Source organism: Pseudomonas sp. RtIB026, from assembly GCF_016861355.2.
Lineage (GTDB): Bacteria > Pseudomonadota > Gammaproteobacteria > Pseudomonadales > Pseudomonadaceae > Aquipseudomonas > Aquipseudomonas peradeniyensis.
Map to the genome: position 1 here is coordinate 1,771,244 of NZ_AP023348.2, position 23,193 is coordinate 1,794,436.

Annotated in this window: 21 protein-coding genes and 1 other RNA gene; 14 read left to right on the forward strand and 8 right to left on the reverse strand. The window is 64.7% G+C overall.

Annotated features, from left to right (window positions below):
• Positions 1-87 precede the first annotated feature (87 nt).
• A complete protein-coding gene (locus PRtIB026_RS08010) occupies positions 88-525 on the reverse strand; it encodes a YhcB family protein (protein ID WP_203647922.1) in 438 nt (145 codons plus the stop codon).
• A 135-nt stretch (positions 526-660) separates the two neighbouring features.
• On the opposite strand from PRtIB026_RS08010, the gene PRtIB026_RS08015 reads away from it, so the two are divergent.
• The 3 genes from PRtIB026_RS08015 to zapE all read left to right on the forward strand — a co-directional run bounded on the left by PRtIB026_RS08015 (position 661) and on the right by zapE (position 3,990).
• Positions 661-1,296 (forward strand): alpha/beta hydrolase, encoded by a 636-nt coding sequence (locus tag PRtIB026_RS08015; RefSeq protein WP_203647921.1) that lies wholly within the window; start codon positions 661-663, stop codon positions 1,294-1,296.
• Between the two features lie 25 nt (positions 1,297-1,321).
• Entirely contained in the window at positions 1,322-2,671 is a 1,350-nt protein-coding gene (locus PRtIB026_RS08020; protein WP_203647920.1) for a tryptophan--tRNA ligase, read from the forward strand.
• Between the two features lie 224 nt (positions 2,672-2,895).
• On the forward strand, positions 2,896-3,990 hold the full coding sequence (gene zapE, locus PRtIB026_RS08025) for a cell division protein ZapE (RefSeq protein WP_203647919.1): 1,095 nt from the start codon (positions 2,896-2,898) through the stop codon (positions 3,988-3,990).
• Between the two features lie 33 nt (positions 3,991-4,023).
• Here zapE and PRtIB026_RS08030 read toward each other — a convergent pair whose 3' ends face one another.
• Positions 4,024-4,920, reverse strand: a complete 897-nt coding sequence (locus tag PRtIB026_RS08030) for a GlxA family transcriptional regulator (RefSeq protein WP_203652703.1) — start codon at positions 4,918-4,920, stop codon at positions 4,024-4,026.
• Between the two features lie 242 nt (positions 4,921-5,162).
• Complete coding sequence (locus tag PRtIB026_RS08035) at positions 5,163-6,203, reverse strand: NADP(H)-dependent aldo-keto reductase (RefSeq protein WP_203647918.1); 1,041 nt, start codon at positions 6,201-6,203, stop codon at positions 5,163-5,165.
• A gap of 256 nt (positions 6,204-6,459) precedes the next feature.
• Here PRtIB026_RS08035 and rplM point away from each other — a divergent pair, with 256 nt between their 5' ends.
• The 9 genes from rplM (at position 6,460) to PRtIB026_RS08080 (ending at position 17,778) form a co-directional block, all read left to right on the forward strand.
• The gene (gene rplM / locus PRtIB026_RS08040; protein ID WP_008097538.1) at positions 6,460-6,888 is read left to right on the forward strand and encodes a 50S ribosomal protein L13; all 429 of its coding nucleotides are present in this window, start codon (positions 6,460-6,462) and stop codon (positions 6,886-6,888) included.
• 14 nt (positions 6,889-6,902) lie between these two features.
• A complete protein-coding gene (rpsI, locus tag PRtIB026_RS08045; RefSeq protein WP_043198013.1) occupies positions 6,903-7,295 on the forward strand; it encodes a 30S ribosomal protein S9 in 393 nt (130 codons plus the stop codon).
• Between the two features lie 265 nt (positions 7,296-7,560).
• Complete coding sequence (gene petA, locus PRtIB026_RS08050) at positions 7,561-8,154, forward strand: ubiquinol-cytochrome c reductase iron-sulfur subunit (protein ID WP_023628711.1); 594 nt, start codon at positions 7,561-7,563, stop codon at positions 8,152-8,154.
• Positions 8,154-9,365, forward strand: a complete 1,212-nt coding sequence (locus PRtIB026_RS08055) for a cytochrome b (RefSeq protein ID WP_203647917.1) — start codon at positions 8,154-8,156, stop codon at positions 9,363-9,365. Before petA ends, PRtIB026_RS08055 begins: the two co-directional genes overlap by 1 nt.
• Entirely contained in the window at positions 9,365-10,144 is a 780-nt protein-coding gene (locus PRtIB026_RS08060) for a cytochrome c1 (RefSeq protein ID WP_050703833.1), read from the forward strand. Before PRtIB026_RS08055 ends, PRtIB026_RS08060 begins: the two co-directional genes overlap by 1 nt.
• A gap of 117 nt (positions 10,145-10,261) precedes the next feature.
• The gene (locus PRtIB026_RS08065) at positions 10,262-10,885 is read left to right on the forward strand and encodes a glutathione S-transferase N-terminal domain-containing protein (RefSeq protein ID WP_203647916.1); all 624 of its coding nucleotides are present in this window, start codon (positions 10,262-10,264) and stop codon (positions 10,883-10,885) included.
• A gap of 12 nt (positions 10,886-10,897) precedes the next feature.
• Positions 10,898-11,317: a ClpXP protease specificity-enhancing factor gene (locus tag PRtIB026_RS08070; protein WP_203647915.1), complete on the forward strand. Its 420-nt coding sequence runs from the start codon at positions 10,898-10,900 to the stop codon at positions 11,315-11,317.
• A gap of 286 nt (positions 11,318-11,603) precedes the next feature.
• The gene (locus tag PRtIB026_RS08075; RefSeq protein ID WP_203647914.1) at positions 11,604-14,603 is read left to right on the forward strand and encodes an autotransporter serine protease; all 3,000 of its coding nucleotides are present in this window, start codon (positions 11,604-11,606) and stop codon (positions 14,601-14,603) included.
• Positions 14,604-14,781: 178 nt separating this feature from the next.
• Positions 14,782-17,778: an autotransporter domain-containing protein gene (locus PRtIB026_RS08080; protein WP_267813903.1), complete on the forward strand. Its 2,997-nt coding sequence runs from the start codon at positions 14,782-14,784 to the stop codon at positions 17,776-17,778.
• A 74-nt stretch (positions 17,779-17,852) separates the two neighbouring features.
• On the opposite strand, the gene PRtIB026_RS08085 is transcribed toward PRtIB026_RS08080, so the two are convergent.
• The 5 genes from PRtIB026_RS08085 to PRtIB026_RS08105 form a co-directional block, all read right to left on the reverse strand.
• Positions 17,853-18,071, reverse strand: a complete 219-nt coding sequence (locus PRtIB026_RS08085) for a YgdI/YgdR family lipoprotein (protein WP_028689754.1) — start codon at positions 18,069-18,071, stop codon at positions 17,853-17,855.
• 58 nt (positions 18,072-18,129) lie between these two features.
• A complete protein-coding gene (locus tag PRtIB026_RS08090) occupies positions 18,130-18,708 on the reverse strand; it encodes a BON domain-containing protein (RefSeq protein WP_050703839.1) in 579 nt (192 codons plus the stop codon).
• Positions 18,705-19,298: a phosphoheptose isomerase gene (locus PRtIB026_RS08095; protein WP_050703840.1), complete on the reverse strand. Its 594-nt coding sequence runs from the start codon at positions 19,296-19,298 to the stop codon at positions 18,705-18,707. The genes PRtIB026_RS08090 and PRtIB026_RS08095 overlap by 4 nt, the downstream gene beginning before the upstream one ends.
• Positions 19,299-19,385: 87 nt before the next feature.
• Positions 19,386-19,757: a YraN family protein gene (locus tag PRtIB026_RS08100; protein WP_203647913.1), complete on the reverse strand. Its 372-nt coding sequence runs from the start codon at positions 19,755-19,757 to the stop codon at positions 19,386-19,388.
• Positions 19,757-21,574 (reverse strand): penicillin-binding protein activator, encoded by a 1,818-nt coding sequence (locus PRtIB026_RS08105; protein WP_203647912.1) that lies wholly within the window; start codon positions 21,572-21,574, stop codon positions 19,757-19,759. The genes PRtIB026_RS08100 and PRtIB026_RS08105 overlap by 1 nt, the downstream gene beginning before the upstream one ends.
• Before the next feature lie 269 nt (positions 21,575-21,843).
• Here PRtIB026_RS08105 and rsmI point away from each other — a divergent pair, with 269 nt between their 5' ends.
• Positions 21,844-22,638 carry a 16S rRNA (cytidine(1402)-2'-O)-methyltransferase gene (gene rsmI / locus PRtIB026_RS08110; RefSeq protein ID WP_244671025.1) on the forward strand — a complete coding sequence of 265 codons (795 nt, stop codon included), beginning with the start codon at positions 21,844-21,846 and terminating at the stop codon, positions 22,636-22,638.
• A 158-nt stretch (positions 22,639-22,796) separates the two neighbouring features.
• Positions 22,797-23,156: RNase P RNA component class A (gene rnpB, locus PRtIB026_RS08115), an RNA gene on the forward strand.
• Positions 23,157-23,193: the final 37 nt, after the last annotated feature.

Below are 23,193 nucleotides of genomic sequence, written 5' to 3' on the forward strand. Positions count from 1 at the left end.
CAATGTGTATCAGAGCCGGCTTTGCCGGTGAATGGACCAATTGCCCACAAAAAAGGCCTCTTTCGAGGCCTTCTTCATGTCATCGACTCAGCGCTTGAGCCCGTAGCTCTCGTCGAGCATGCCCGGCGAGTTCGGGGTCTTCGGTGCGTAGTCGCGCGGCACCTCGGCGGTGTCCTTCGGCGGCGTCAGGCGATCACGCGGGCCTTGCGCGGCTTCCGAGTGCAGCGCGGCCAGCAGGCGCTGGCGGGTCAGTTCATCCAGGGCCAGGCGGTTGGCGCCGTCGGCCAGGTGATCCTGGACGTCCTGGTAGCTCTGGGTCAGCTTCTTGACCAGCGAAGCGGTGCTGTTGAAGTGGGTCACCACTTCATTCTGGTAATTGTCGAAGCGCTGCTGGATGTCATCCAGCTGGCGTTGGGTGTTGCTCGGTGCCGCGTTGGGCAGCAGGCGGGCCAGCGCGAAACCGACGCCGACGCCGACAACCAGGGCCAGGGTCGGCAGCAACCAAACAAGGAGCGAGTGTTCCACGAGTCCTTCCTCTATAAACGGCTTTGCTTTACGTTAACGGCTCAGACCTGCGCTGTATACCGCGAGCGATCGCAAATCAGAACAGAATTCCTCAGCTAGACGAGTCGACCCTCCTCGAGGTCACGGAGTAGTGCCTTGCTTATCCGCGAAACACCCTTGTTCATCGATGGCCCGTGTGGCCAGCTGGAAGCCTTGTACCTGGACGTGGCCGACGCCCGCGGCGCGGTGCTGATCTGCCACCCCAACCCGGTCCAGGGCGGCACCATGCTCAACAAGGTGGTCTCGACCCTGCAACGCACCGCCCGCGACGCCGGTTACGTCACCCTGCGCTTCAACTACCGTGGCGTTGGCCAGAGCGCCGGCAGCCACGACATGGGCGCCGGTGAAGTGGCCGATGCCGAGGCCGCCGCGGCCTGGCTGCGCGCGCAGCATCCCGAACTGCCGCTGGTGCTGATGGGCTTCTCCTTCGGTGGTTTCGTCGCCGCCAGCCTGGCCGGTCGCCTGGAGGCCGGGGGCGTGGCCCTGCAGCAGCTGTTCATGATCGCCCCGGCGGTGATGCGCCTGAGCGAACAGTTCCCGTTGCCTGAGCGTGTCACCCTCACGGTGGTGCAGCCGGACACCGACGAGGTGGTCGATCCGCAGCTGGTCTACGACTGGTCGAATGACCTGTCGCGTCCCCATGAGCTGCTGAAAGTGGCAGAATGCGGACACTTCTTCCATGGCAAGCTGACCGATCTGAAGGATCTGCTGCTGCCGCGCCTTTCGAACTGAGCCAAGCCTGAATAAGCGAACACCCATGACCACGCGCATCCTCACCGGTATCACCACCACCGGCACCCCGCACCTGGGCAACTACGCCGGCGCCATCCGTCCGGCCATCCTCGCCAGCCAGCAGCCCGGCGTCGACTCGTTCTACTTCCTGGCCGACTACCACGCCCTGATCAAGTGCGACGACCCGCAGCGCATCCAGCGCTCGCGCCTGGAAATCGCCGCCACCTGGCTGGCCGGTGGCCTGGATCCGGACAAGGTGACCTTCTACCGTCAGTCGGACATCCCCGAGATCCCCGAGCTGACCTGGCTGCTGACCTGCGTCGCCGCCAAGGGTCTGCTCAACCGCGCCCACGCCTACAAGGCCTCGGTGGACAAGAACGTCGAGGCCGGCGAAGACCCGGATGCCGGCGTGACCATGGGCCTGTTCAGCTACCCGGTGCTGATGGCCGCCGACATCCTGATGTTCAACGCCAACAAGGTGCCGGTCGGCCGCGACCAGATCCAGCACGTGGAAATGGCCCGCGACATCGGTCAGCGCTTCAACCACCTGTTCGGCCAGGGCAACGACTTCTTCGCCCTGCCGGAGGCGGTGATCGAGGAGAGCGTCGCCACCCTGCCGGGCCTGGACGGTCGCAAGATGTCCAAGAGCTACGACAACACCATCCCGCTGTTCACCAGCGCCAAGGACATGAAGGACGCCATCTCGCGCATCGTCACCGACTCCAAGGCGCCGGGCGAGGCCAAGGACCCGGACAATTCGCACCTGTTCACCCTGTTCCAGGCCTTCTCCACGCCAGCACAGTGCGCCGAGTTCCGCGAAGAGCTGGTGCAGGGCCTGGGCTGGGGCGAGGCCAAGCAGCGTCTGTTCCAGCTGCTCGACGGCCAGCTGGCGGAAAAGCGCGAGCACTACCACCAGCTGATCTCGCGCCCGTCGGACCTGGAGGACATTCTCCTTACCGGCGCCGCCAAGGCCCGCAAGATCGCCACGCCGTTCCTCGAGCAGCTGCGCGAGGCGGTTGGCCTGCGTTCGTTCCGCACGGCGGTCCAGGCCAGCACCGAAGTGAAGAAGAAGGCCGCCAAGGCCGCCCGCTTTGTCAGCTTCCGCGATGAAGACGGCAGCTTCCGTTTCCGCCTGCTGGCCGCCGATGGCGAGCAACTGCTGCTGTCGCGCAGCTTCGCCGATGGCAAGAGCGCAGGTGCGGTGAGCAAGCAACTGCAGCAAGGTGGCGAGGCCGATGTACGGGTCGAGGGCCTGAGCTTCAGCCTGTGGCTGGAGGGCGAGCAGGTTGCCGACGGGCCGCAGTTCGAGGCCGCCGAGGCCCGTGATGCAGCCATCGCAAGCCTGCGCGAGGCCCTGGCGCCACAGCAGGACTGAGCGCTTCCCCTGTAGGAGCGGCCTTGTGCCGCGAAAGGGGCGCGAAGCGGCCCCGGCAGTTCTGCATGAAACGGAGATCCCGGGGCCGCTGCGCAGCCCTTTCGCGGCGCAAGGCCGCTCCTACAGGTGCAGGTAATGAGGCAAGTGGTCGCATGTATCATTGCCATCAGGCGGGCCGGTCGCTACAGTGACGGCCCGTTTTTTGTTGCCTCGCTAACGAAATCATGACGCCCCTAGAACGATATCAAGCAGATCTGAAACGTCCCGACTTCTTCCATGACGCGGCGCAGGAAACTGCGGTGCGTCACCTGCAGCGCCTGTACGACGACCTGGTGCGCGCGCAGAACAACAAGCCGGGCATGTTCGGCAAGCTGTTCGGCAAGAAGGAGCAGACGCCGGTCAAGGGCCTGTACTTCTGGGGTGGGGTAGGGCGAGGCAAGACCTACCTGGTCGACACCTTCTATGAAGCGCTGCCGTTCAAGCAGAAGATGCGCACGCACTTCCACCGTTTCATGAAGCGCGTCCATGAGGAAATGAAGACCCTCAAGGGCGAGAAGAACCCGTTGACCATCATCGCCAAGCGCTTCAGCGAAGAGGCCAAGGTGATCTGCTTCGACGAGTTCTTCGTCTCCGACATCACCGACGCGATGATCCTCGGCACCCTGATGGAAGAGCTGTTCAAGAACGGCGTGTCGCTGGTGGCCACCTCCAACATCGTGCCGGACGGCCTGTACAAGGACGGCCTGCAACGTGCGCGCTTCCTGCCGGCCATCGCCATGATCAAGCAGTACACCGACGTGGTGAACGTCGACAGCGGCGTCGACTATCGCCTGCGCCACCTGGAACAGGCCGAGCTGTTCCACTTCCCGCTCGACGACGCGGCGCATGAAAGCCTGCGCGCCAGCTTCAAAGCGTTGACCCCAGAGTGCACCCAGGCCGTCGAGAACGACGTGCTGATGATCGAGAACCGCGAGATTCATGCCCTGCGCACCTGCGACGACGTCGCCTGGTTCGACTTCCGTGCCCTGTGCGATGGGCCGCGCAGCCAGAACGACTACATCGAGCTGGGCAAGATCTTCCACGCCGTGCTGCTGAGCAACGTCGAGCAGATGGGCGTGACCACCGACGACATCGCCCGGCGCTTCATCAACATGGTCGACGAGTTCTACGACCGTAACGTGAAGCTGATCATCTCGGCCGAGGTGGAGCTCAAGGACCTGTACACCGGCGGGCGCCTGAGCTTCGAGTTCCAGCGGACCCTGAGCCGGTTGCTGGAGATGCAGTCCCACGAGTTCCTGTCGCGGGCGCACAAGCCGTAAGAATCTGGGGCTGCAAAGCAGCCCCGGCGATTTTCAGGCTTCCTGCATGAACTGCTGCCGATACTGGTTCGGCGACAGCTCCGTGTGCTGGCGGAACAACCGGGCGAAGAAGCTCGCGTCGTCGTACCCCACCTCGTAGCTGATGGTCTTGATGCTCTTGCGCGTGCTCGACAGCAGGCCCTTGGCCGTCTCGATCCGTAGCCGCTGAAGGTAGTGCAGGGGCTTGTCGCCGGTGGCGCTCTGGAAGCGGCGCATGAAGTTGCGGATGCTCATGCCGTGGTTGCGGGCCACGTCCTCGAAGCGGAACTTGTCGGCGAAGTGTTCCTCGAGCCAGTGCTGGATCTGCAGGATGATCAGGTCCTGGTGCAGCTTCTGGCCGCCGAAGCCCATGCGCCCCGGGGTGTAGCTGCGCTGCACCTCGTAGAGGATGTCGCGGGCGACGGCGCGGGCCACGTTGGCGCCGCAGAAACGCTCGATCAGGTAGATGTACAGGTCGCAGGCCGAGGTGGTGCCGCCGGCGCAGTACAGGTTGTCGGCGTCGGTCAGGTGCTTGTCCTGGTTCAGGCGGATCTTCGGGAAGCGCTCGGCGAAGTTGGCGAAGAAGCGCCAGTAGGTGGTCGCCTCCTTGCCATCGAGCAGCCCGGACTCGGCCAGCCAGAACACGCCGCTGGCCTCGGCGCACAGCACCGCGCCACGGGCATGCTGCTCGCGCAGCCAGGGCAGGACCTGGGGGTAGCGCTGCAGCAGGTTGTCGAAGTCGTCCCAGAACGCCGGCAGGATGATCACGTCGGCGTCGTTCAGGCCGCTGTCGACCGGCAGCTGCACGTTGCTGAAGCTGTCCACGGGCAAGCCGTCCGGGCTTACCAGGCCGATCTCGAACATCGGCTGCAGGCCCAGGCCCAGCTGCTTGCTGTAGCGCAGGCTGGCCAGGTGGAAGAAATCCTTGGCCTGCATCAGTGTCGAAGCGAACACTTTATCCACGGCCAGGATGCTGACGCGCCGCAAGGACGCGGAGGGTTGGGTAAACATCATTGTCATTGTTCTTATAGGGTAGAGTGGTCAATCACCGGCTGGATCGTCTTATTTTTTGGCGATTGTGTCTACCCCGCCAAAGTACGATCTCCATCGCGCGGCAAGCCCGCTCCCACGCCTGCCTCGCGATGGGGCTGCGCTCAAGGCGCCGGGTTCGGCTGCTCCTGATGCACCGCCTCGATCGCCGCCAGCAGTTCATCGCCCAGGCTCAGCGCCTGGCTGTCGATATTGCTCTGCAACTGCTCGAGGCTGGTGGCGCCGATGATGTTGCTGGTCACGAACGGCTGGCGCGTCACGAAGGCCAGCGCCATCTGCGCCGGGTCCAGCCCATGCTCGCGGGCCAGCTGCACGTAGCGGCCGCAGGCGGCCACGGTCTGCGGGTTGGAGTAGCGGGCAAAGCGGCTGTACAGGGTCAGGCGGGCGTTTGCCGGGCGGGCGCCGTCCTGGTACTTGCCCGAGAGCATGCCGAAGGCCAGCGGCGAATAGGCCAGCAGACCGCACTGCTCGCGGATCGCCACCTCCGCCAGGCCCACCTCGAAGCTGCGGTTGAGCAGGTTGTAGGGGTTCTGGATCGACACCGCCCGCGGCCAGCCGCGGGTCTCGGCCAGGTGCAGGAACTTCAGGGTGCCCCATGGGGTTTCGTTGGACAGGCCGATATGACGGATCTTGCCGGCGCGCACCTGGTCGTCGAGCACCTCCAGGGTTTCCTCCAGCGGAGTGAAGATGTCCTGGGGCAGGTGCTGGTAGCCGAGCTTGCCGAAGAAGTTGGTGCTGCGCTCGGGCCAGTGCAACTGGTACAGGTCGATGCGGTCGGTCTGCAGGCGCTTCAGGCTCTCGTCCAGGGCGGCGACGATGTGCTGGCGGTTGTGCTTGAGCTGGCCGTCGCGGATATGGCTGATGCCGTTGCCGGGGCCGGCGACCTTGCTGGCGAGGATCCAGTCGTCGCGGTCGCCGTTGGCGGCGAACCAGTTGCCGATGATGCGTTCGGTGGCGGCATAGGTTTCCGGGCGCGGCGGCACCGGGTACATCTCGGCGGTGTCGATGAAGTTGATGCCGTGGGCCTTGGCCAGCTTGATCTGGGCGAAGGCGTCATCCTGGGTGTTCTGCTCGCCCCAGGTCATGGTGCCCAGGCACAGGGCGCTGACGTTGAGGTCGGTACGAGCGAGCTTGCGGTAATCCATCGGGAAGGCGCTCCGTGGCAAAGAGGTCCATAAAAGCAGGTTGAAATTTTTCCTGCAATCTGGATAATTCGGCCCCTCTCCGTGTGGCGGAAGTGATGCACCACCACAAAGGGAACCCTTGTCGAACATTGGCGTGCCCGACCCGAGCCCCCAAAAGCGTCAGCGTTCGGCTGCGCGCTTGCCCTTGGCAAGCTGTGCACTATCCAGTAAGATTCGCCGTCTATTTTTCGCTGGGCGGCCTCTGAGGCTTTAGAGAATGAAAACTTTTACTGCTAAACCGGAAACAGTAAAGCGCGAGTGGTTCGTAGTCGACGCCGCTGGTCAGACCCTGGGTCGTCTGGCTACCGAAATCGCTAGCCGCCTGCGTGGCAAGCACAAGCCAGAATACACCCCTCACGTTGACACCGGCGACTACATCGTCGTCATCAACGCCGAGCAAATCCGTGTGACTGGTGCCAAGTCTTCCGACAAGATGTACTACTCCCACTCCGGCTTCCCGGGCGGTATCAAGGAAATCAACTTCGAGAAGTTGATCGCCAAGGCCCCTGAGCGTGTTATCGAAACCGCGGTCAAAGGCATGCTGCCGAAGAACCCGCTGGGTCGCGACATGTACCGCAAGCTGAAAGTGTACGCGGGTGCAGCTCACCCACACACTGCTCAGCAGCCTCAAGAACTGAAGATCTAACGGGATAGTTCATTATGTCGGCGACTCAAAACTACGGCACTGGCCGTCGCAAGACCGCAACCGCACGTGTATTCCTGCGTCCGGGCACTGGCAACATTTCCATCAACAACCGTTCTCTGGACGTGTTCTTCGGCCGCGAAACCGCTCGCATGGTTGTTCGCCAGCCGCTGGAACTGACCGAGACCGTTGAGAAGTTCGACATCTACGTCACCGTTTCCGGTGGTGGTGTCAGCGGTCAAGCCGGTGCAATCCGCCACGGCATCACCCGCGCCCTGATGGAATACGACGAAACCCTGCGTGGCGCCCTGCGTCGTGCTGGCTTCGTCACCCGCGACGCTCGTGAAGTCGAGCGTAAGAAAGTGGGTCTGCGTAAAGCGCGTAAGCGTCCTCAGTACTCCAAGCGTTAATACCGCTTCGGCAGTCGAAAAAAGCCCGGTTCCTTTTTGGAACCGGGCTTTTTTTATGTCTTCAACTAACCTGTTTGCTAGTCCGTGGCCGTTTGTCGCATAGACGCAGATCAAGCAAAGCGAGGGTAGTGGCCCGACCAGCGGGTAATCACCTTGTCAGCGTGTGGATTTGTTCCTTACCATTGCGGCCAATTTTTAGTGCCACAGACGTACCTAAGTAGATGCCTGTTAGAACAGGCCAAGCAAGCTGATGGGAGAGGACTGAATGAGCAATGACGGCGTCAACGCAGGCCGGCGCCGCTTCCTCGTAGCCGCGACATCCGTGGTCGGGGCAGCGGGGGCAGTGGGGGCAGCGGTACCGTTCGTGGGGTCATGGTTTCCCAGTGCCAAGGCGAAAGCCGCAGGGGCACCGGTGAAGGTCAATATCGCCAAGGTCGAGCCCGGCCAGCAGATGGTGGCCGAGTGGCGCGGTCAACCTGTATTCATCGTGCGGCGAACGGAAGAGATCCTCGGAAATCTGAAAAAGATCACCGGCGAGCTGTCCGACCCCGAATCCAAGGCGTCGGTGCAGCCGACCTACGTCGATCCGCAAGTTCGCTCGATCAAGCCCGAGATCCTCATCCTGGTCGGCCTGTGCACGCACCTGGGCTGCTCGCCGACGTTCCGTCCTGAAGTCGCTCCCGCCGACCTGGGCCCGAAATGGGTCGGTGGCTATTTCTGCCCGTGCCACGGCTCGCACTACGACCTCGCCGGGCGCGTCTACAAGTCCCAGCCGGCGCCTCTTAACCTGCCAGTGCCACCGCACTCGTACGAGTCGGACGAAATCATCGTCATCGGCGTCGATCAGGAGAACGCATGATGAGCAAGTTCATGGAGTGGATCGATGCGCGCTTCCCCGCGACGAAGATGTGGGAAGACCACCTGAGCAAGTATTACGCGCCCAAGAACTTCAACTTCCTGTACTTCTTCGGCTCCCTGGCACTGCTGGTGCTGGTCAACCAGATCGTCACCGGCGTGTGGCTGACCATGAGTTTCACCCCCTCGGCGGAAGAGGCCTTCGCCTCGGTCGAGTACATCATGCGCGACGTCGAGTACGGCTGGATCCTGCGCTACCTGCACTCCACCGGTGCCTCGGCGTTCTTCATCGTGGTCTACCTGCACATGTTCCGCGGGCTGCTCTACGGCTCCTACCAGAAGCCGCGCGAGCTGGTCTGGCTGTTCGGCATGCTGATCTACCTGGCGCTGATGGCCGAGGCCTTCATGGGCTACCTGCTGCCGTGGGGCCAGATGTCCTACTGGGGTGCCCAGGTGATCATCTCGCTGTTCGGCGCGATCCCGGTCATCGGTGACGACCTGACCCAGTGGATCCGTGGTGACTACCTGATCTCCGGCATCACCTTGAACCGCTTCTTCGCCCTGCATGTGGTGGCCCTGCCGATCGTGATCCTCGGCCTGGTGGTGCTGCACATCCTGGCACTGCACGAAGTGGGTTCGAACAACCCCGATGGTGTGGATATCAAGAAGAACAAGGACGAGAACGGCATTCCGCTGGATGGCATCCCGTTCCACCCGTACTACACCGTCAAGGATATCGCCGGTGTGGTGGTGTTCCTCTTCGTGTTCTGCGCGGTGGTGTTCTTCTTCCCGGAAATGGGTGGCTACTTCCTGGAAAAACCGAACTTCGAACAGGCCAACGCCTTCAAGACCCCTGAGCACATCGCGCCTGTGTGGTACTTCACGCCGTTCTACGCGATCCTCCGTGCGGTGCCCGACAAGTTGTTCGGGGTCATCGCCATGGGTGCGGCGATCGCCGTGCTGTTCGTGTTGCCCTGGCTGGACCGCAGCCCCGTGCGCTCCATGCGCTACAAGGGCTGGCTGAGCAAGATCTGGTTGCTGGTGTTCTGCGTGTCCTTCGTCATCCTTGGCGTGCTGGGCGTACTGGCGCCAACCCCGGGACGTACCTTGCTGTCGCAGGTGTGCACGGTGCTGTACTTCGCCTACTTCCTGCTGATGCCATTCTACACAAGGCTCGAGAAGACCAAACCGGTTCCGGAAAGGGTGACTGGCTGATGAAAAAGTTGATTGCAGTATGCTTGCTGGCACTGATGCCTAGCCTGTCGTTCGCCGCCGAACATGGCCTGGAGCTGGACAAGGTCGATATCGACCTGACCGACAAGGCCGCGATGCAGGATGGCGCGCGCACCTTCGCCAACTATTGCATGGGCTGCCACAGCGCCAAGTTCCAACGCTATGAGCGCGTGGCCGACGACCTGGGGATTCCCCATGAGCTGATGCTCGAGAACCTGGTGTTCACCGGCGCCAAGATCGGCGACCACATGAAGATCGGCATGCAGCCCAACGATGCCAAGACCTGGTTCGGCGCCGCGCCGCCCGACCTGACCCTGGTCGCCCGGGTGCGTGGCAACGACTGGCTGTACACCTACCTGCGCAGCTTCTACGAGGACAAGTCGCGACCATACGGGGTGAACAACAAGGTCTTCCCCAACGTCGGCATGCCCAACGTGCTGGTGGGCCTGCAGGGCAACCAGGTGATCGGTTGCAAGCAGGTGCAGACCGAAGTCGATGGCAAGAAGCAGTTCGACCCGCTGACTGGTAGTCCGCTGACCCATGAAGCATGCGACCAGCTGACCGTGGAGGAGAAATCCGGTACCCTGACGGCCGAGCAGTTCGACGAGAAGGTCAAGAACCTGGTGACCTTCCTGGCCTATTCGGCCAACCCGGTCAAACTGGAAAGCCAGCGCATCGGTACCTACGTGTTGCTGTACCTGGCTTTCTTCTTCGTGTTCGCCTACTTGCTCAAGCGCGAATACTGGAAGGACGTGCACTGATCACGCAGTAGTTTCTGGTAGTTGAACGCGCCCGGGGGGCTCCAGCGAAATTGCTGGGGCGCCCCGGGCGCGTTTTCATTTGAAGTTTTACAAGCATCCCGTGCGAGGAGGCGCTACATGGGCGCAACCAACAGGTTAGCCTGCTATTCCGACCCCGCTGATCATTACTCTCATCGGGTCCGCCTGGTGCTCGCGGAGAAAGGCGTCACGGTGCAGATCATCGATGTCGACGCCAATCGCCTGCCGCCCAAGCTGATTGAAGTGAACCCTTACGGCAGCTTGCCGACCCTGGTCGATCGCGACCTGGCGTTGTACGAATCGACCGTGGTGATGGAGTACCTCGAAGAGCGTTACCCGCACCCGCCGCTGATGCCGGTCTACCCGGTGGCCCGGGGCAACAGCCGCTTGCTGATGCACCGCATCCAGCGTGACTGGTGCGCCCTGGCCGACACCGTGCTCGATACGCGCAGCAGCGAGGCGGCACGCACCCAGGCGCGCAAGGAGCTGCGCGAGAGCCTGACCGGCGTGGCCCCGTTGTTCGGCGAGATGGCCTGCTTCATGAGCGAGGAGCAAAGCCTGGTCGATTGCTGTCTACTGCCCATACTCTGGCGCTTGCAGGTGATGGGTATCGAATTGCCGCGGCAGGCCAAGCCGCTGCTGGATTACATGGAGCGACAGTTCGCCCGCGAGCCTTTCCAGGCGAGCCTGTCCGCTGCCGAACGTGAAATGCGCAAGGTTTAAGAGGAACCGTTGATGAACTCCAGTCGCCCCTATCTGGTTCGTGCGCTGTACGAGTGGATCGTCGACAACGATTGCACGCCGCATATGCTGGTCAATGCCGAGTATCCGGCGGTCCAGGTGCCCCAGGGTTTTGCCAGCGATGGCCAGATCGTCCTGAACATTTCTCCCAGTGCCGTGCGCAGCCTGCACATGGACAACGAGGCGGTGAGCTTCGAAGGCCGCTTCGGCGGCGTGGCGCACTCGCTCTTTGTGCCGGTCGGCGCCATCCTCGGGATCTACGCCCGGGAGAACGGTCAGGGTATGGTCTTCGAGCTGGAGCCGCCGCTCGAGGATGAGGATGACCTTGAAGACGACGCCGTGGAGCCGGATGACCAAGGTCCGCCCGAGCCGCCGCGCCCGAGTGGCCGTCCAAGCCTGAAGGTGGTCAAGTAACTACGCAGCAAGAAGATCCCGGCCGCTGCGCGAGCCTCATGGAGCGCATGCCTGTGTTTTGTGACAGCTGTTGGCTATTTATTAACGCCGATTGACATATCGTAATCAATTTCAGAAGCTCACGACTTGCAGCCGAAGGCCGCCTTCTGGCCTGAGGCCGAAGTAACCTGGCCAGGGGCGGGAAACCGCCTCTGGCTCGATGGGGCCTTGCGGCCAGGTAATGCAGCGACACACCGGTCGACCCAGGACGGGCGACCCGACAACAAAAACAAGAGAAGTCATCGACATGGATGTGAGATGTGATCAGCTCAAGGCGCTGACGGGCACCCTGTGCCTGGCGTTCGCCACCGGACTGCCGCTGTCTGCGGCGGCGGCCTACCAGGAAACCGGTCGCCCGGGCGACCCCGCCAGCTGGCGGTCGGCCGAGTACCAGCAGGACTGGGGCCTGGAGCGCATGCAGGCGAGCCAAGCCTATGCCGCCGGCATCACCGGCGCCGGGGTCAGCATCGGCGCCCTGGACTCGGGGTTCGATGCCGCCCATCCCGAAGCCAGCCCCGGACGTTTTCACTCGGTTACCGCCACCGGCCAGTACCTGGACGGCACTCCGTTCAGCGTGTCCGGGGTGCTCAATGGCGCCAACGACAGCCATGGCACCCATGTCACCGGCACCATGGGCGCGGCCCGTGATGGCGCTGGCATGCATGGCGTGGCCTTCAATGCCCAGGTCTACGTGGGCAACACCAACCACGACGACAAGTTCCTGTTCGGTCCCGGCCCTGACCCCAAGTATTTCAAGGCGGTCTACGATGCCCTGGTGGACGCCGGTGTGCGGGCCATCAACAACAGCTGGGGCAGCCAGCCCAAGGATGTCAGCTACCAGACCCTGGACGGCTTGCGCGCGGCCTACGCCCAGCATTTCCAGCAGGACACCTGGCTCGACGCCGCCGGCGACGTGGCGCGCCGCGGCGTGATCAACGTATTCAGCGCCGGCAACAGCGGCTATGCCAATGCCAGCGTGCGCTCGGCGCTGCCGTACTTCCAGCCGGAGCTGGAAGGCCACTGGCTGGCGGTGTCGGGCCTGGACAAGAACAACCAGCAGAAATACAACCAGTGCGGTATCGCCAAGTACTGGTGCCTGGCGACCCCGGGTGCGGCGATCAGCAGTACCGTGCCCGGTGGCGGCTACGCCACCTACAACGGCACCTCGATGGCCGCGCCCCATGCCACCGGGGCCTTGGCCCTGGTCATGGAGCGCTATCCCTACCTGAACAACCAGCAGGCCCTGCAAGTACTGCTGACTACCTCGCGCCAGCTCGACGGTTCGCCAACCCAAGGACCTAGTGACCGGGTAGGTTGGGGCGTCCCGGACCTGGGCCGGGCGTTGCACGGGCCCGGGCAGTTGCTGGGTGAATTCGACGTCAACCTGGGGCGCGGGCAGGGCGATACCTGGAGCAACGGCATCTCTGACCAGGCCTTGGTGCAGCGTCAAACCGAGGACGCCGCGGAGCGCCAGGCCTGGCAGCAGACCCTCAAGGATCGCGGCTGGGAGCATGGCCTGGCAGCGGGCGCCAGCCAGCAGGATCGCAGCGACTATGCCCTGGGCATGGCTCGCGACGCGGCTGCCGCGCAGCGTGTCTACCAGGGCAGCCTGGTCAAGTCCGGGGCTGGCTGGCTCGAACTCACGGGGGACAGCAGCTACCGTGGCCCGACCCGGGTCGATGGCGGCCTGCTGGCGGTCAACGGCAGCCTGCAATCGGCGGTGACGGTCAACGCAGGCGGTACCCTGGGCGGCAACGGGCGGGTCGGCGCCCTGACCGCCAGCGCCGGGGGCGTGGTGGCCCCGGGTAACTCCATTGGCACCTTGAATGTCGCTGGCAACCTGGACTTGCAGCCGGGCTCGACCTACCGGGTGGAACTGTCGCCCACGGCCAGCGACCGGCTCGTCGTTGCTGGCCAGGCCAGTGTCGGCGGCGCCAATCTCAGCCTGGAGCCCCAGGCGCGGGCGAACCTGTTGGCCGGCGGCCCGGTATCCAGCCTGGTGGGGCGCCAGTTCGATATCCTGCAGGCGGCGGGTGGCGTCAACGGGCGCTTTGCCCAGGTCGAGCCCGACTACCTGTTCCTGGGGACCTTCCTCGATTATTCAGCCAACGGCGTGCAACTGGACGTGACGCGCAGCGCCACGACGTTCGCCAGCGTCGGCGCCACGCCCAACCAGCGCGCCAGCGGCGGCGCCGTGGAACGGTTGGGTCCAGGCAATCCCGTGTATGAAAGCCTGCTGCTTTCGACCTCGGCGGACCAGGCCCGGGACGGCCTGCGCCAGCTGGCCGGGGAGATCTACCCGGCGCTGGACTCGATGCTGCTCAGCCAGGGCTCGGTCTTGCGCGATGCCCTGGGTGAGCGCGTGCAAGACCGAGCCTTGAGCGCTGGCGCGTCTGGAGCGAGTGCCAGCGAGTCGGGCTCGACCCAGCTCTGGCTCAAGGGCCTGGGCAGTTGGGGGCGCATCGAGGGCGTGCAGGGCAGCGAGTCCTATACCAGTTCCCTGGGCGGCGTGCTGTTGGGCGTGGACCATGACCTTGACGAGCAGACCCGGGCCGGCCTGGCCGCAGGTTATAGCGACAGCTCCCTGGGCATGGGCGGCAGCCATTCCCGGGCCACGGTCGACAGCTATCACCTGGGCGCCTATGTCCGCCACGACCTGGACCAGCTGCGCCTGAGCCTGGGCGCCAGCCACAGCTGGCATCGTGCCGAGGTCCGGCGCGACCTGGCCTATGGCGAGGTGTCCGGTCGTCAGCGCGCACGGGTCGATGCCCGCAGCCAGCAGGTGTTCGCCGAGGCGGCCTATCGCCTGGCGTTGCCAGCGGTGCAGTTGGAACCTTTCGCCAACCTGACCTACCAGCATCTGGATCGCGACGGCTTCCACGAGAAAGGCGATGCCGCGGCGCTGCATGCCGGTGACGAGCAGCGCGATGCCTGGCTCAGCACCTTGGGCCTGCGTGGGCGCCAGCAATGGCAACTGGGCCCGCAACAAGACCTGCAGTTGGCGGCAAGCCTGGGCTGGCAGCATCGCCTGAGCGGCACCCAGGATCGCGAACACCTGGCTTTCGCCAGCAGCGACCTGCCGTTCCGGGTGGAGACTGCGCCGGCCTTGCGCGATGCCGCGCTGGTGGGGCTGCAGGCGCGGGTGGGGTTGACCCGCGACCTGGACCTGAGCCTGGACTACCAGGGGCGCCTGGCCAGTCGCGAACAACAGCATGGCGCGGGACTCAACCTGCAATGGCGGTTCTGAAACGCCCTGGCGCGAGTTGGGCCAGGCGTTGCAACACGGAGTGTGACCAACGCGGTACTAAACCAAAACAAAACTAAGGAAGGTTGTAGTGAAGCAAGTCAGAAAGGATGACAGCGCACTCGCGCAGGGCTGGGCCCTGGCCCCACTGGGGCGGGCATTGGTGGGTTGGGTGGCGTTGATGGGCACGGCCCAGGCCGCGCCCTATGTGGAGAGTGGCCGGCTGGATGACGCCAGCAGCTGGCGCAGCAGCGAGTTCAAGGCCGATTGGGGGCTGGGGGCAATCCACGCCGACAGCGCCTATGCCGCCGGCTATAGCGGCAAGGGGGTGAAACTGGGGATCTTCGACCAGCCGGTATACGCCCCGCACCCCGAGTTCGCCGGCAAGGACAAGATCGTGACCCTGGTCACCAGCGGCATCCGCCAGTACACCGACCCCTATATTCCGGTGAAGGCCGGCGATGCGTTCCGCTATGACGGCAGCCCGTCGGTGGGCTCGGACGGCAAGCTCGGCTCCCACGGCACCCACGTCGGCGGGATCGCCGCCGGCAACCGTGACGGCGAGTCGATGCACGGCGTGGCCTATGATGCGCAGATCATCAGCGCGGACAACGGCGACCCCGGTCCCGAGGACGGCATCGTCCTGGGCAACGATGGCGCGGTATACAAGGCCGGTTGGGACAGCCTGGTGGCCAGCGGCGCGCGGATCATCAACAACAGCTGGGGCATCGGCATCACCGATCGCTTCGCCAAGGGCGGGCGCAATCCGGACTTCCCGCATTTCACCGTGGACGATGCCCGGGCACAGTTCGCGCAGATCCAGCCGCTGCTGGGCACCTTGCCCGGCGGCGCCTACGACGGGGCCATCGCCGCCGCCCGCAGCGGAGTGCTGACGATCTTCGCCGCCGGCAACGACTACAACCTGAACAACCCGGATGCGATTGCCGGGCTGGGCTACTTCGTCCCGGAGATCGCGCCCAACTGGCTGACCGTGGCGGCGTTGCAACAGAACCCAGACACCAGTAGCGCCAACCCCTACCTGGTCAGTACGTTCTCTTCCCGTTGCGGCTATACCGCAAGCTTCTGCGTATCGGCCCCCGGTACCCGGATCTACAGCGCGGTGATCGGCGGCACCAGCCTGGCAGACCTGACCCAGGGCTACGCCAACAAGAACGGTACGTCCATGGCCGCGCCCCATGCCGCCGGCGCGGCGGCGGTGCTGATGGAGCGCTTCCCCTACATGAGCGGCGCACAGATCGCCAGTGTGCTGCGCACCACCGCCACCGACATGGGCGCGCCCGGCATCGATGCCTTGTACGGTTGGGGCATGATCAACCTGGACAAGGGTATCCGTGGCCCGGGGATGTTGGTCACCGAACAGGACATTCCCGAGGAGTTCCGTATTGCCGGCGGCTACGGCCCGAGCCAGTTCGTGGTCGATCTGCCGGGTGTCGGCGCTGTGGTGGATGACGGCAGGCCGACCAAGCGGCTCTGTAACAGCCTTGGTTGCGGGTGGGACCTTTGGAGTAACGATATCGCTGGCCATGGCGGCCTGACCAAGCAGGGCATCGGCACCCTGGTACTCAGCGGTAACAACACCTACGGCGGCCCAACCCTGGTCAACCAGGGGCGGCTGGCGGTCAATGGCTCGCTGCAATCGACGGTGACCGTCAATGACGGCGGCGTGCTGGGTGGCAATGGCCGGATCGGTGCGCTGGTGGTCAACCGTGGTGGCGTGGTGGCGCCAGGCAACTCCATCGGCACCTTGCGCGTGGGCTCCGACGTGACCTTCCAGCCAGGCTCGACCTATGCCGTGGAGGTTGATGCTACTGGCAGCGACCGCCTGGTCAGCGATGGCACGGTTTCGGTAAACGGTGCGAACCTGGCCCTGGATCTGCAGAACCCCGGGGTTTCGCTGCAGTCCCGGCAGGCAACCAGCCTGGTGGGGCGTCAGTTCGACATCCTGCAGGCCGCAGGCGGCGTGCAGGGCGGTTTTGCCGCTGTGCAGTCCAACCTGCTGTTCCTCGGTGGTGGCCTGGCCTATACCGGCACCGGGGTGCAGCTGGCGGTGCAACGTAGCGCCAGCTTCGCCAGTGTCGGCTTGACCGCCAACCAGCGTTCGGTGGCCGCGGCTGCCGATCGGCTCGGTGCGGGCAACCCGGTCTACGAGAGCCTGCTGTTGTCGGCCGATGCCGGCAGCGCCCGGCAGGCGTTCGATCAGCTGTCCGGTGAAATCCACCCGGCGGTGGGCAACCTGCTGCTCAACGACAGTCGCCAATTGCGCGACGCCGTGGGCGAGCGTACTCGCCAGCAGGGTGTCGCCGCCGCTCCGGCCACGGACGGCCAGGGCAACGGCCTGTGGGTCAAAGCCCTGGGAGCCTGGGGCAAGGCCGACGGTGATTCCGGGCATGCGCGCTACAGCAGTTCGATTGGCGGCATGCTGCTGGGGGTTGACGGACAGATGAGCGAGGACACCCGCGTCGGCGTCTTCACCGGCTACAGCGACAGCTCGCTGAGCATGGGCGATGGTCGTCATTCCTCGGCCAGCGTCGACAGCTACCACCTGGGTGCCTATGCCGGCAAGGAACTGGAGCAGGTGCGCCTGAGCCTGGGCGGCAGCCACAGCTGGCACCGCATCGAGACCAAGCGCGAGCTGCAGTACAACGAGGTCAGTGATCGCCAGAAGAGCAAGCGCGATGCGCAGAGCACCCAGGTGTTCGGCGAGGCCGCCTGGAAGGTCGCGGTGCCGGGCATGGCGCTGGAACCGTTCGCCAACCTGGCCTATGTGCATATCGCCAGCGACAGCTTCAAGGAGCATGGTGGCGCTGCCGCGCTCAAGGGTGGGCAGGATAACCGCGATGCCTGGCTCTCGACCCTGGGCATGCGCGCCGGCAAGCAACTGCAATTGAACAGTGGTCAAGCGGTTGAGCTTTCCGCCACCCTGGGCTGGCAGCACAACCTGAGCTCCACCGGGGCCGACCAGCACCTGGCCTTTGCCGGTCAGGGCGATACCTACAAGGTCCAGGCGCTGTCACTGGACCGTGATGCGGCGGTGGTCGGCGCACGGGCGGGGATCAGCCTGGGGCGTCAGGCCCGGGTCAACCTCGATTACAACGGACTGCTGGGTAGCCGCGACAAGAGCCACGGGGTCGGCCTGACCCTGGACTGGGCGTTCTGAGGCCCTGAAAAACAAAACGCCCGATGCTGTGCATCGGGCGTTTTGCTTGGCCTGGCTGAACCGCCATTTCGCAATTACAGGTCCTTGATGCTCTGCACCTGGTCCTTGTTGATGCGGGTCGGCTTGCCGTCCAGTTGCTTGAACTCGTAGAAGCCGGAGTTGCGGTCGAAGTGCGGAGTGTCGGTAGTCTGCAGTTCGCGACCATCGTTGAGGGTGATCACGCTCGGGGTGGAGCAGCCGGCCAGGGTGGCGAAGGCGCCGATCAGCAGGGCGGGCAGCAGCAGCTTTTTCATGGGGTACTTCCTGGATCAGAGGGAAAAGGCGAGCGTCATGACGCTCGCCGAAGGGTTGTCAGTCGATGTATTCGAACAACTTGACGATCTTCTGCACGCCCGACACGCCCTGCACCACGTTGGTGGCGGCGTTGGCCTCCTGCTGCCGGACCAGGCCGAGCAGGTAGACAATACCGTTCTCGGTGATCACCTTGATGCGCGAGCTGGGAACGCTTTCGTCGGTCAGCATCTGGGTCTTGATCTTGGTGGTCAGCCAGGCGTCGTTGTTGCGCGCCAGGATCGAAGAGGGCTGAATCACTTGCAGCTCGTTATGCACCTTCTTGACCCGCTGCACCTGGCCGGCGGTCTGCTCGGCGAGGGACTTGAGGTCGGCGCGCGGGGTCTGGCCGGCGAGCAGCACCACGCCGTTGTAGCTGCTGACGACGATGTGCGAGCCCTTGTCCAGCTCAGGGTTGGCCTTGGCGATGTTGACCGAAACCTTGGTCTCGATCAGCGAATCGTCGATCTTGCTGCCGATGGTGCGGGTGCCGCGGTCGTCCTCGATCGGCGAGTTGCGGGTCGAGGTCAGCACGGAACTGCAGCCGGAGACACCCAGGCACAGGGTTAGGGCCATCAGGCCGAGACGCTTGGAGATCATTCTTCACTCCCGAACAGTTGGCTGTCGATCAGGTCGCACAGACAGTGAATCGCCAGCAGGTGGACTTCCTGGATGCGTGCGGTCACGGTCGAGGGTACGCGGATTTCCACGTCCTCGGGCAGCAGCAGCGAGGCCATGCCGCCGCCGTCGCGCCCGGTCAGGGCAACGACGATCATTTCGCGGTCATGGGCGGCCTGGATCGCCTGGATCACGTTGGCCGAGTTGCCGCTGGTGGAGATCGCCAGCAGAACGTCGCCGGGCTGGCCCAGGGCGCGGATCTGCTTGGAGAAGACTTCGTTGTAGCTGTAGTCGTTGGCGATCGAGGTGAGCGTGGAGCTGTCGGTGGTCAGGGCGATGGCCGGCAGGCTCGGGCGCTCGCGCTCGAAGCGGTTGAGCAGCTCCGAAGAGAAATGCTGGGCATCACCGGCCGAGCCGCCGTTGCCGCAGGCGAGCATCTTGCCGTCGTTGAGCAGGGTGTTGACCATGACCAGGCTGGCCTGCTCGATGTAGGGTGCCAGGATGTCCATTGCCTGTTGCTTGGTGTCGATGCTGTTCTGGAACAGTCGGCGGATTCGGGATTGCATGTCCATCTGGGTGACCTTAAGAGGGGCGGTGGCCTTTGCTACGCGCAACAGTGACCAGCCCGCGAAACATAGAGCTAGAAAATCGAATTGGGTTCAGCATTCGAAGGCGTTTTTCAGCCAATGAAGCGGTTGCCCCGCATGCCCCTGGCCCTGCAGGGCGACTACGTCGAAACGGCAGGGGTGGGTGGCCCAGTGGGGCGTTTGCTGCAGGAAGAGGTTGGCGGCCAGCGCCAGTCGCTGCTGCTTGCGCCCATCGATACTGGCGAGCGCTCCGCCGAACTCCGCATGCAACCGGTAGCGGACTTCGACGAATACTACTGTATCGGCATCGAGCATGACCAGATCGAGCTCGCCCCGCTTGCATCGCCAGTTGCGCGCCAGCAGCCGCAGGCCTTGCCCTTGAAGGTAGTCAAGGGCATGGTCCTCGGCGGCCTGGCCGGCATGGCTGGGCGATGCGCCAGGCATCAGCGCGGTGTGTCCGGCAGGCGCTTGACCTGACCGCCGGCGAACTCGGCCCACGGCAGCTGGCGTTCGACGCGCTGGTTGGCATTCATGCTCAGGCTGCCCGACAGGCCTTCGACGCGGTTGTCCGGCAGTGCCTTGAGCTGGCCCAGGCGCGGCGCCAGGCTGTAGGCGTCGACGCCCATGGCGTACAGGCGGCCGAGGCTGCCGGCGGCCTGCGGCCACTGCTGCACGACCTGCTGGCGCAGGCTGTTGCTGGTGTCCAGCAGCCACGGCGTTTCGCAGAAGCGGATGCCGTTCATGTCGTTGTACTGGTTGACGTCGCCGCTGGCGCTGTACAGGTTGGAGGTGGCGTAGACCGGCACGTCGCCGGCGTACTGGAAGTTCAGCGTCGGCTTGATCTGCTGGGCCTGCTGCGGCGTCGAGGCGAGGAAGATGAAATCGATGTCCTGGCGGCGCGAAGGCTGGGCGGCGATGTTACCGCCGACGGTGCTCTGCAGGCTCTTGGCGCGGCCTTCGCTCTGGCGCAGCTGGAACAGGTCGGCGATCTGCTGGGCGAGGGCGACTGGCTGGGCAATGCGTTGGGCACTGATCAGGGTGCCGCCATTGCCTTCCCAGTCCTGACGGAAGGCGGCGAGCACGCGGTCGCCCCATTCACCGCTCGGCACCAGGGCCACGGCGCGAACCATGCCGTCGGCGCGGGCGCGGCGGGCGACTTCGCGGGCTTCGTCCTCGGCGGCCAGACCGAACTGGAACAGTTGCGGCGGGGCTTTCTGGCCGGCGTCAGCGTAGTTCAGGGCCAGGGTGGTGATGGGCAGTTGCGGGTAGGCGGCGAGCTTCTTGACCAGCGGTTTTTCCAGCGGGCCGACCACCAGTTGCACACCGGCGGCCTGGGCCTGGCGGTAGAAGTCATCGAGCGAGGTGATGCGCGAGCTGTCGAACACCTGCACCGCCGGGGCCGGCTGGCCACCTTGCTGGGCCTGGAAGTGGGCGGCCATGAAGCCGTCGCGCAGGGCGCGGGCGACGCCGGCCAGCGGGCCTTCCTGGGGCAGCAGCAGGGCGATCTTGGTCAGCGGCTGGCTGGCCAGCTCCTTGAGCTTGACCAGGGCGGTCGGCAGTTGCCTGGCCGCCGGGTGCTCGGGGTGTTGCTGGCGCCAGCTGTCGATGGCGGCCTGTTGCTGTTCCAGGGTGCCGGCGCGCTTCACGGCGAGGGCCAGGCTGGTCCAGCCGGCCAGGGTCTCGTTGGCGGCGGGCTGCTGCAGTTGCTCTGCGGGCAGCGAGGCGACCAGGGCCCAGGTCGCGTCGTTGTTGGCGGCGGCGGCCTGCTCGCTGAGCAACGGCGCCAGCAGCACGCGCTGCTGGGCGGCGGCCAGGGCCTGGCCATCGGCTTCGAGGGCGGCGGCGTGGACGCTGTAGGTGCGAACCTGCTGCTCGGCCGGCAGTTCGCCGACGCGCTGCAGGCTCGGGTGGCCGAGGGCGGTCAGGGCGGCCTTGGGCTGGTTGCGGCTCATGGCCAGTTCCGCGGCCAGGGTCGAGGCGAACACCTGCTGGGCGGGCTTGAGCGGTTCCAGCTGGACCTGCTCGAGGATCCGGGCCGCGCGCGGGAAGTCCTTCTGCTTGTATGCCAGGTCCGCGGCGCTCAGGCGCAGCAGGGCCGCGTCCTCGGCGGACTTGCTGGAGGCCGCCTTCTCGAGCAGTTGCTCGATGCTGGCGTCCGGGGTGCGCGGCAGTTCGCCCAGGCTGGATGAGGGCGAGCTGGCGCAGGCTGCCAGCAGGGCAGCGAGGCAGAGGGCTGTGAGCAGCCGCAGACAAGCGATCATGTAAAGGTCCTGTTACTCGATCAAGTTGGCCGGCAATTGTACCCAAGCGGGGGGCGGGGCGCGATCTCGTCGACACTGATCCTTCACTATAGGTGGCCGCGGGGGGTGCCGGGGTGAAGTTCTTTGCGCCCTGTTACCGGCGCTCGGGCTACAATGACGACCTTTGATCCGGAAAGCAGGTGTGCGCAGTGACTGATGTTGCAGGGGTTTCGAAATCCACGTTGGGCAAGCTTTACGTCGTCGCCACGCCCATCGGCAACCTCGACGACATGAGCGCCCGGGCGCTGAAGGTGCTGGCCGACGTGAGCCTGATCGCCGCCGAGGACACCCGTCACTCGGTGCGCCTGCTGCAGCACTTCGGCATCGACACGCCGCTGGCGGCCTGTCATGAGCACAACGAACGCGACGAAGGCGGGCGTTTCATCACCCGCCTGCTGGCCGGCGACGATGTGGCGCTGGTGTCCGATGCCGGCACCCCGCTGATTTCCGACCCGGGATATCACCTGGTGCGCCAGGCGCGTGCCGCCGGGGTGCAGGTGGTGCCGGTGCCCGGCGCCTGCGCGCTGATCGCCGCGCTGTCGGCGGCGGGGCTGCCGTCGGACCGCTTCATCTTCGAGGGGTTCCTGCCGGCCAAGGCCGCCGGGCGCAAGGCTCGCCTGGAGCAGGTCAGGGAAGAGCCGCGCACGCTGATCTTCTATGAGGCGCCGCATCGCATCCTCGAATGCCTGCAAGACATGGAGGCGGTGTTCGGCGGCGAGCGTCCGGCGCTATTGGCCCGCGAGATCACCAAGACCTTCGAGACCCTGAAGGGGCTGCCCCTGGCCGAGCTGCGCGCGTTCGTGCAGGACGACAGCAACCAGCAACGTGGTGAGTGCGTGGTGCTGGTGGCCGGCTGGAGTGCGCCGGAGGGCGAGCAGGCGATCAGCAGTGAAACGCAGCGCGTTCTGGACTTGCTGCTGGCCGAGCTGCCGTTGAAGAAGGCCGCGGCACTGGCGGCCGAGATTACCGGGGTACGCAAGAATCTGCTCTACCAGTTGGCGCTGGAGAAACAGAAGGCCGATTAATAGCCTTCGAGGTGCTCGACGTTGGGGTTGCAGCGCCTGTGAGACCGAGCGCCGCCCGCGCGGCGCTCGATCTCAAGGACGCTGCCGATAGTGGCGTAACGGCATTATTTGTCACATCGCTTGTTCTTGGGCGCGCCTACCGGTAACCTTGTCGGCGGAGAGTCGATCGGACAGTCGCTGCCGTCTTTTGTTCCGCAAGAGGCGGGGGAGGAAAGTCCGGGCTCCATAGGGCAGAGTGCCAGGTAACGCCTGGGAGGCGCGAGCCTACGGAAAGTGCCACAGAAAACAACCGCCTAAGCGCTTCGGCGCCGGTAAGGGTGAAAAGGTGCGGTAAGAGCGCACCGCGCGACTGGCAACAGTTCGTGGCTAGGTAAACCCCACTCGGAGCAAGACCAAATAGGGTTCCATACGGCGTGGCCCGCGTCGGAACCGGGTAGGTTGCTAGAGGCGTCCAGTGATGGCCGTCGTAGAGGAATGACTGTCCTCGACAAAACCCGGCTTACAGATCGACTCTCCACCTCTTCCCTCCCTGCTTGAATCGATAGCAGAAGCGTC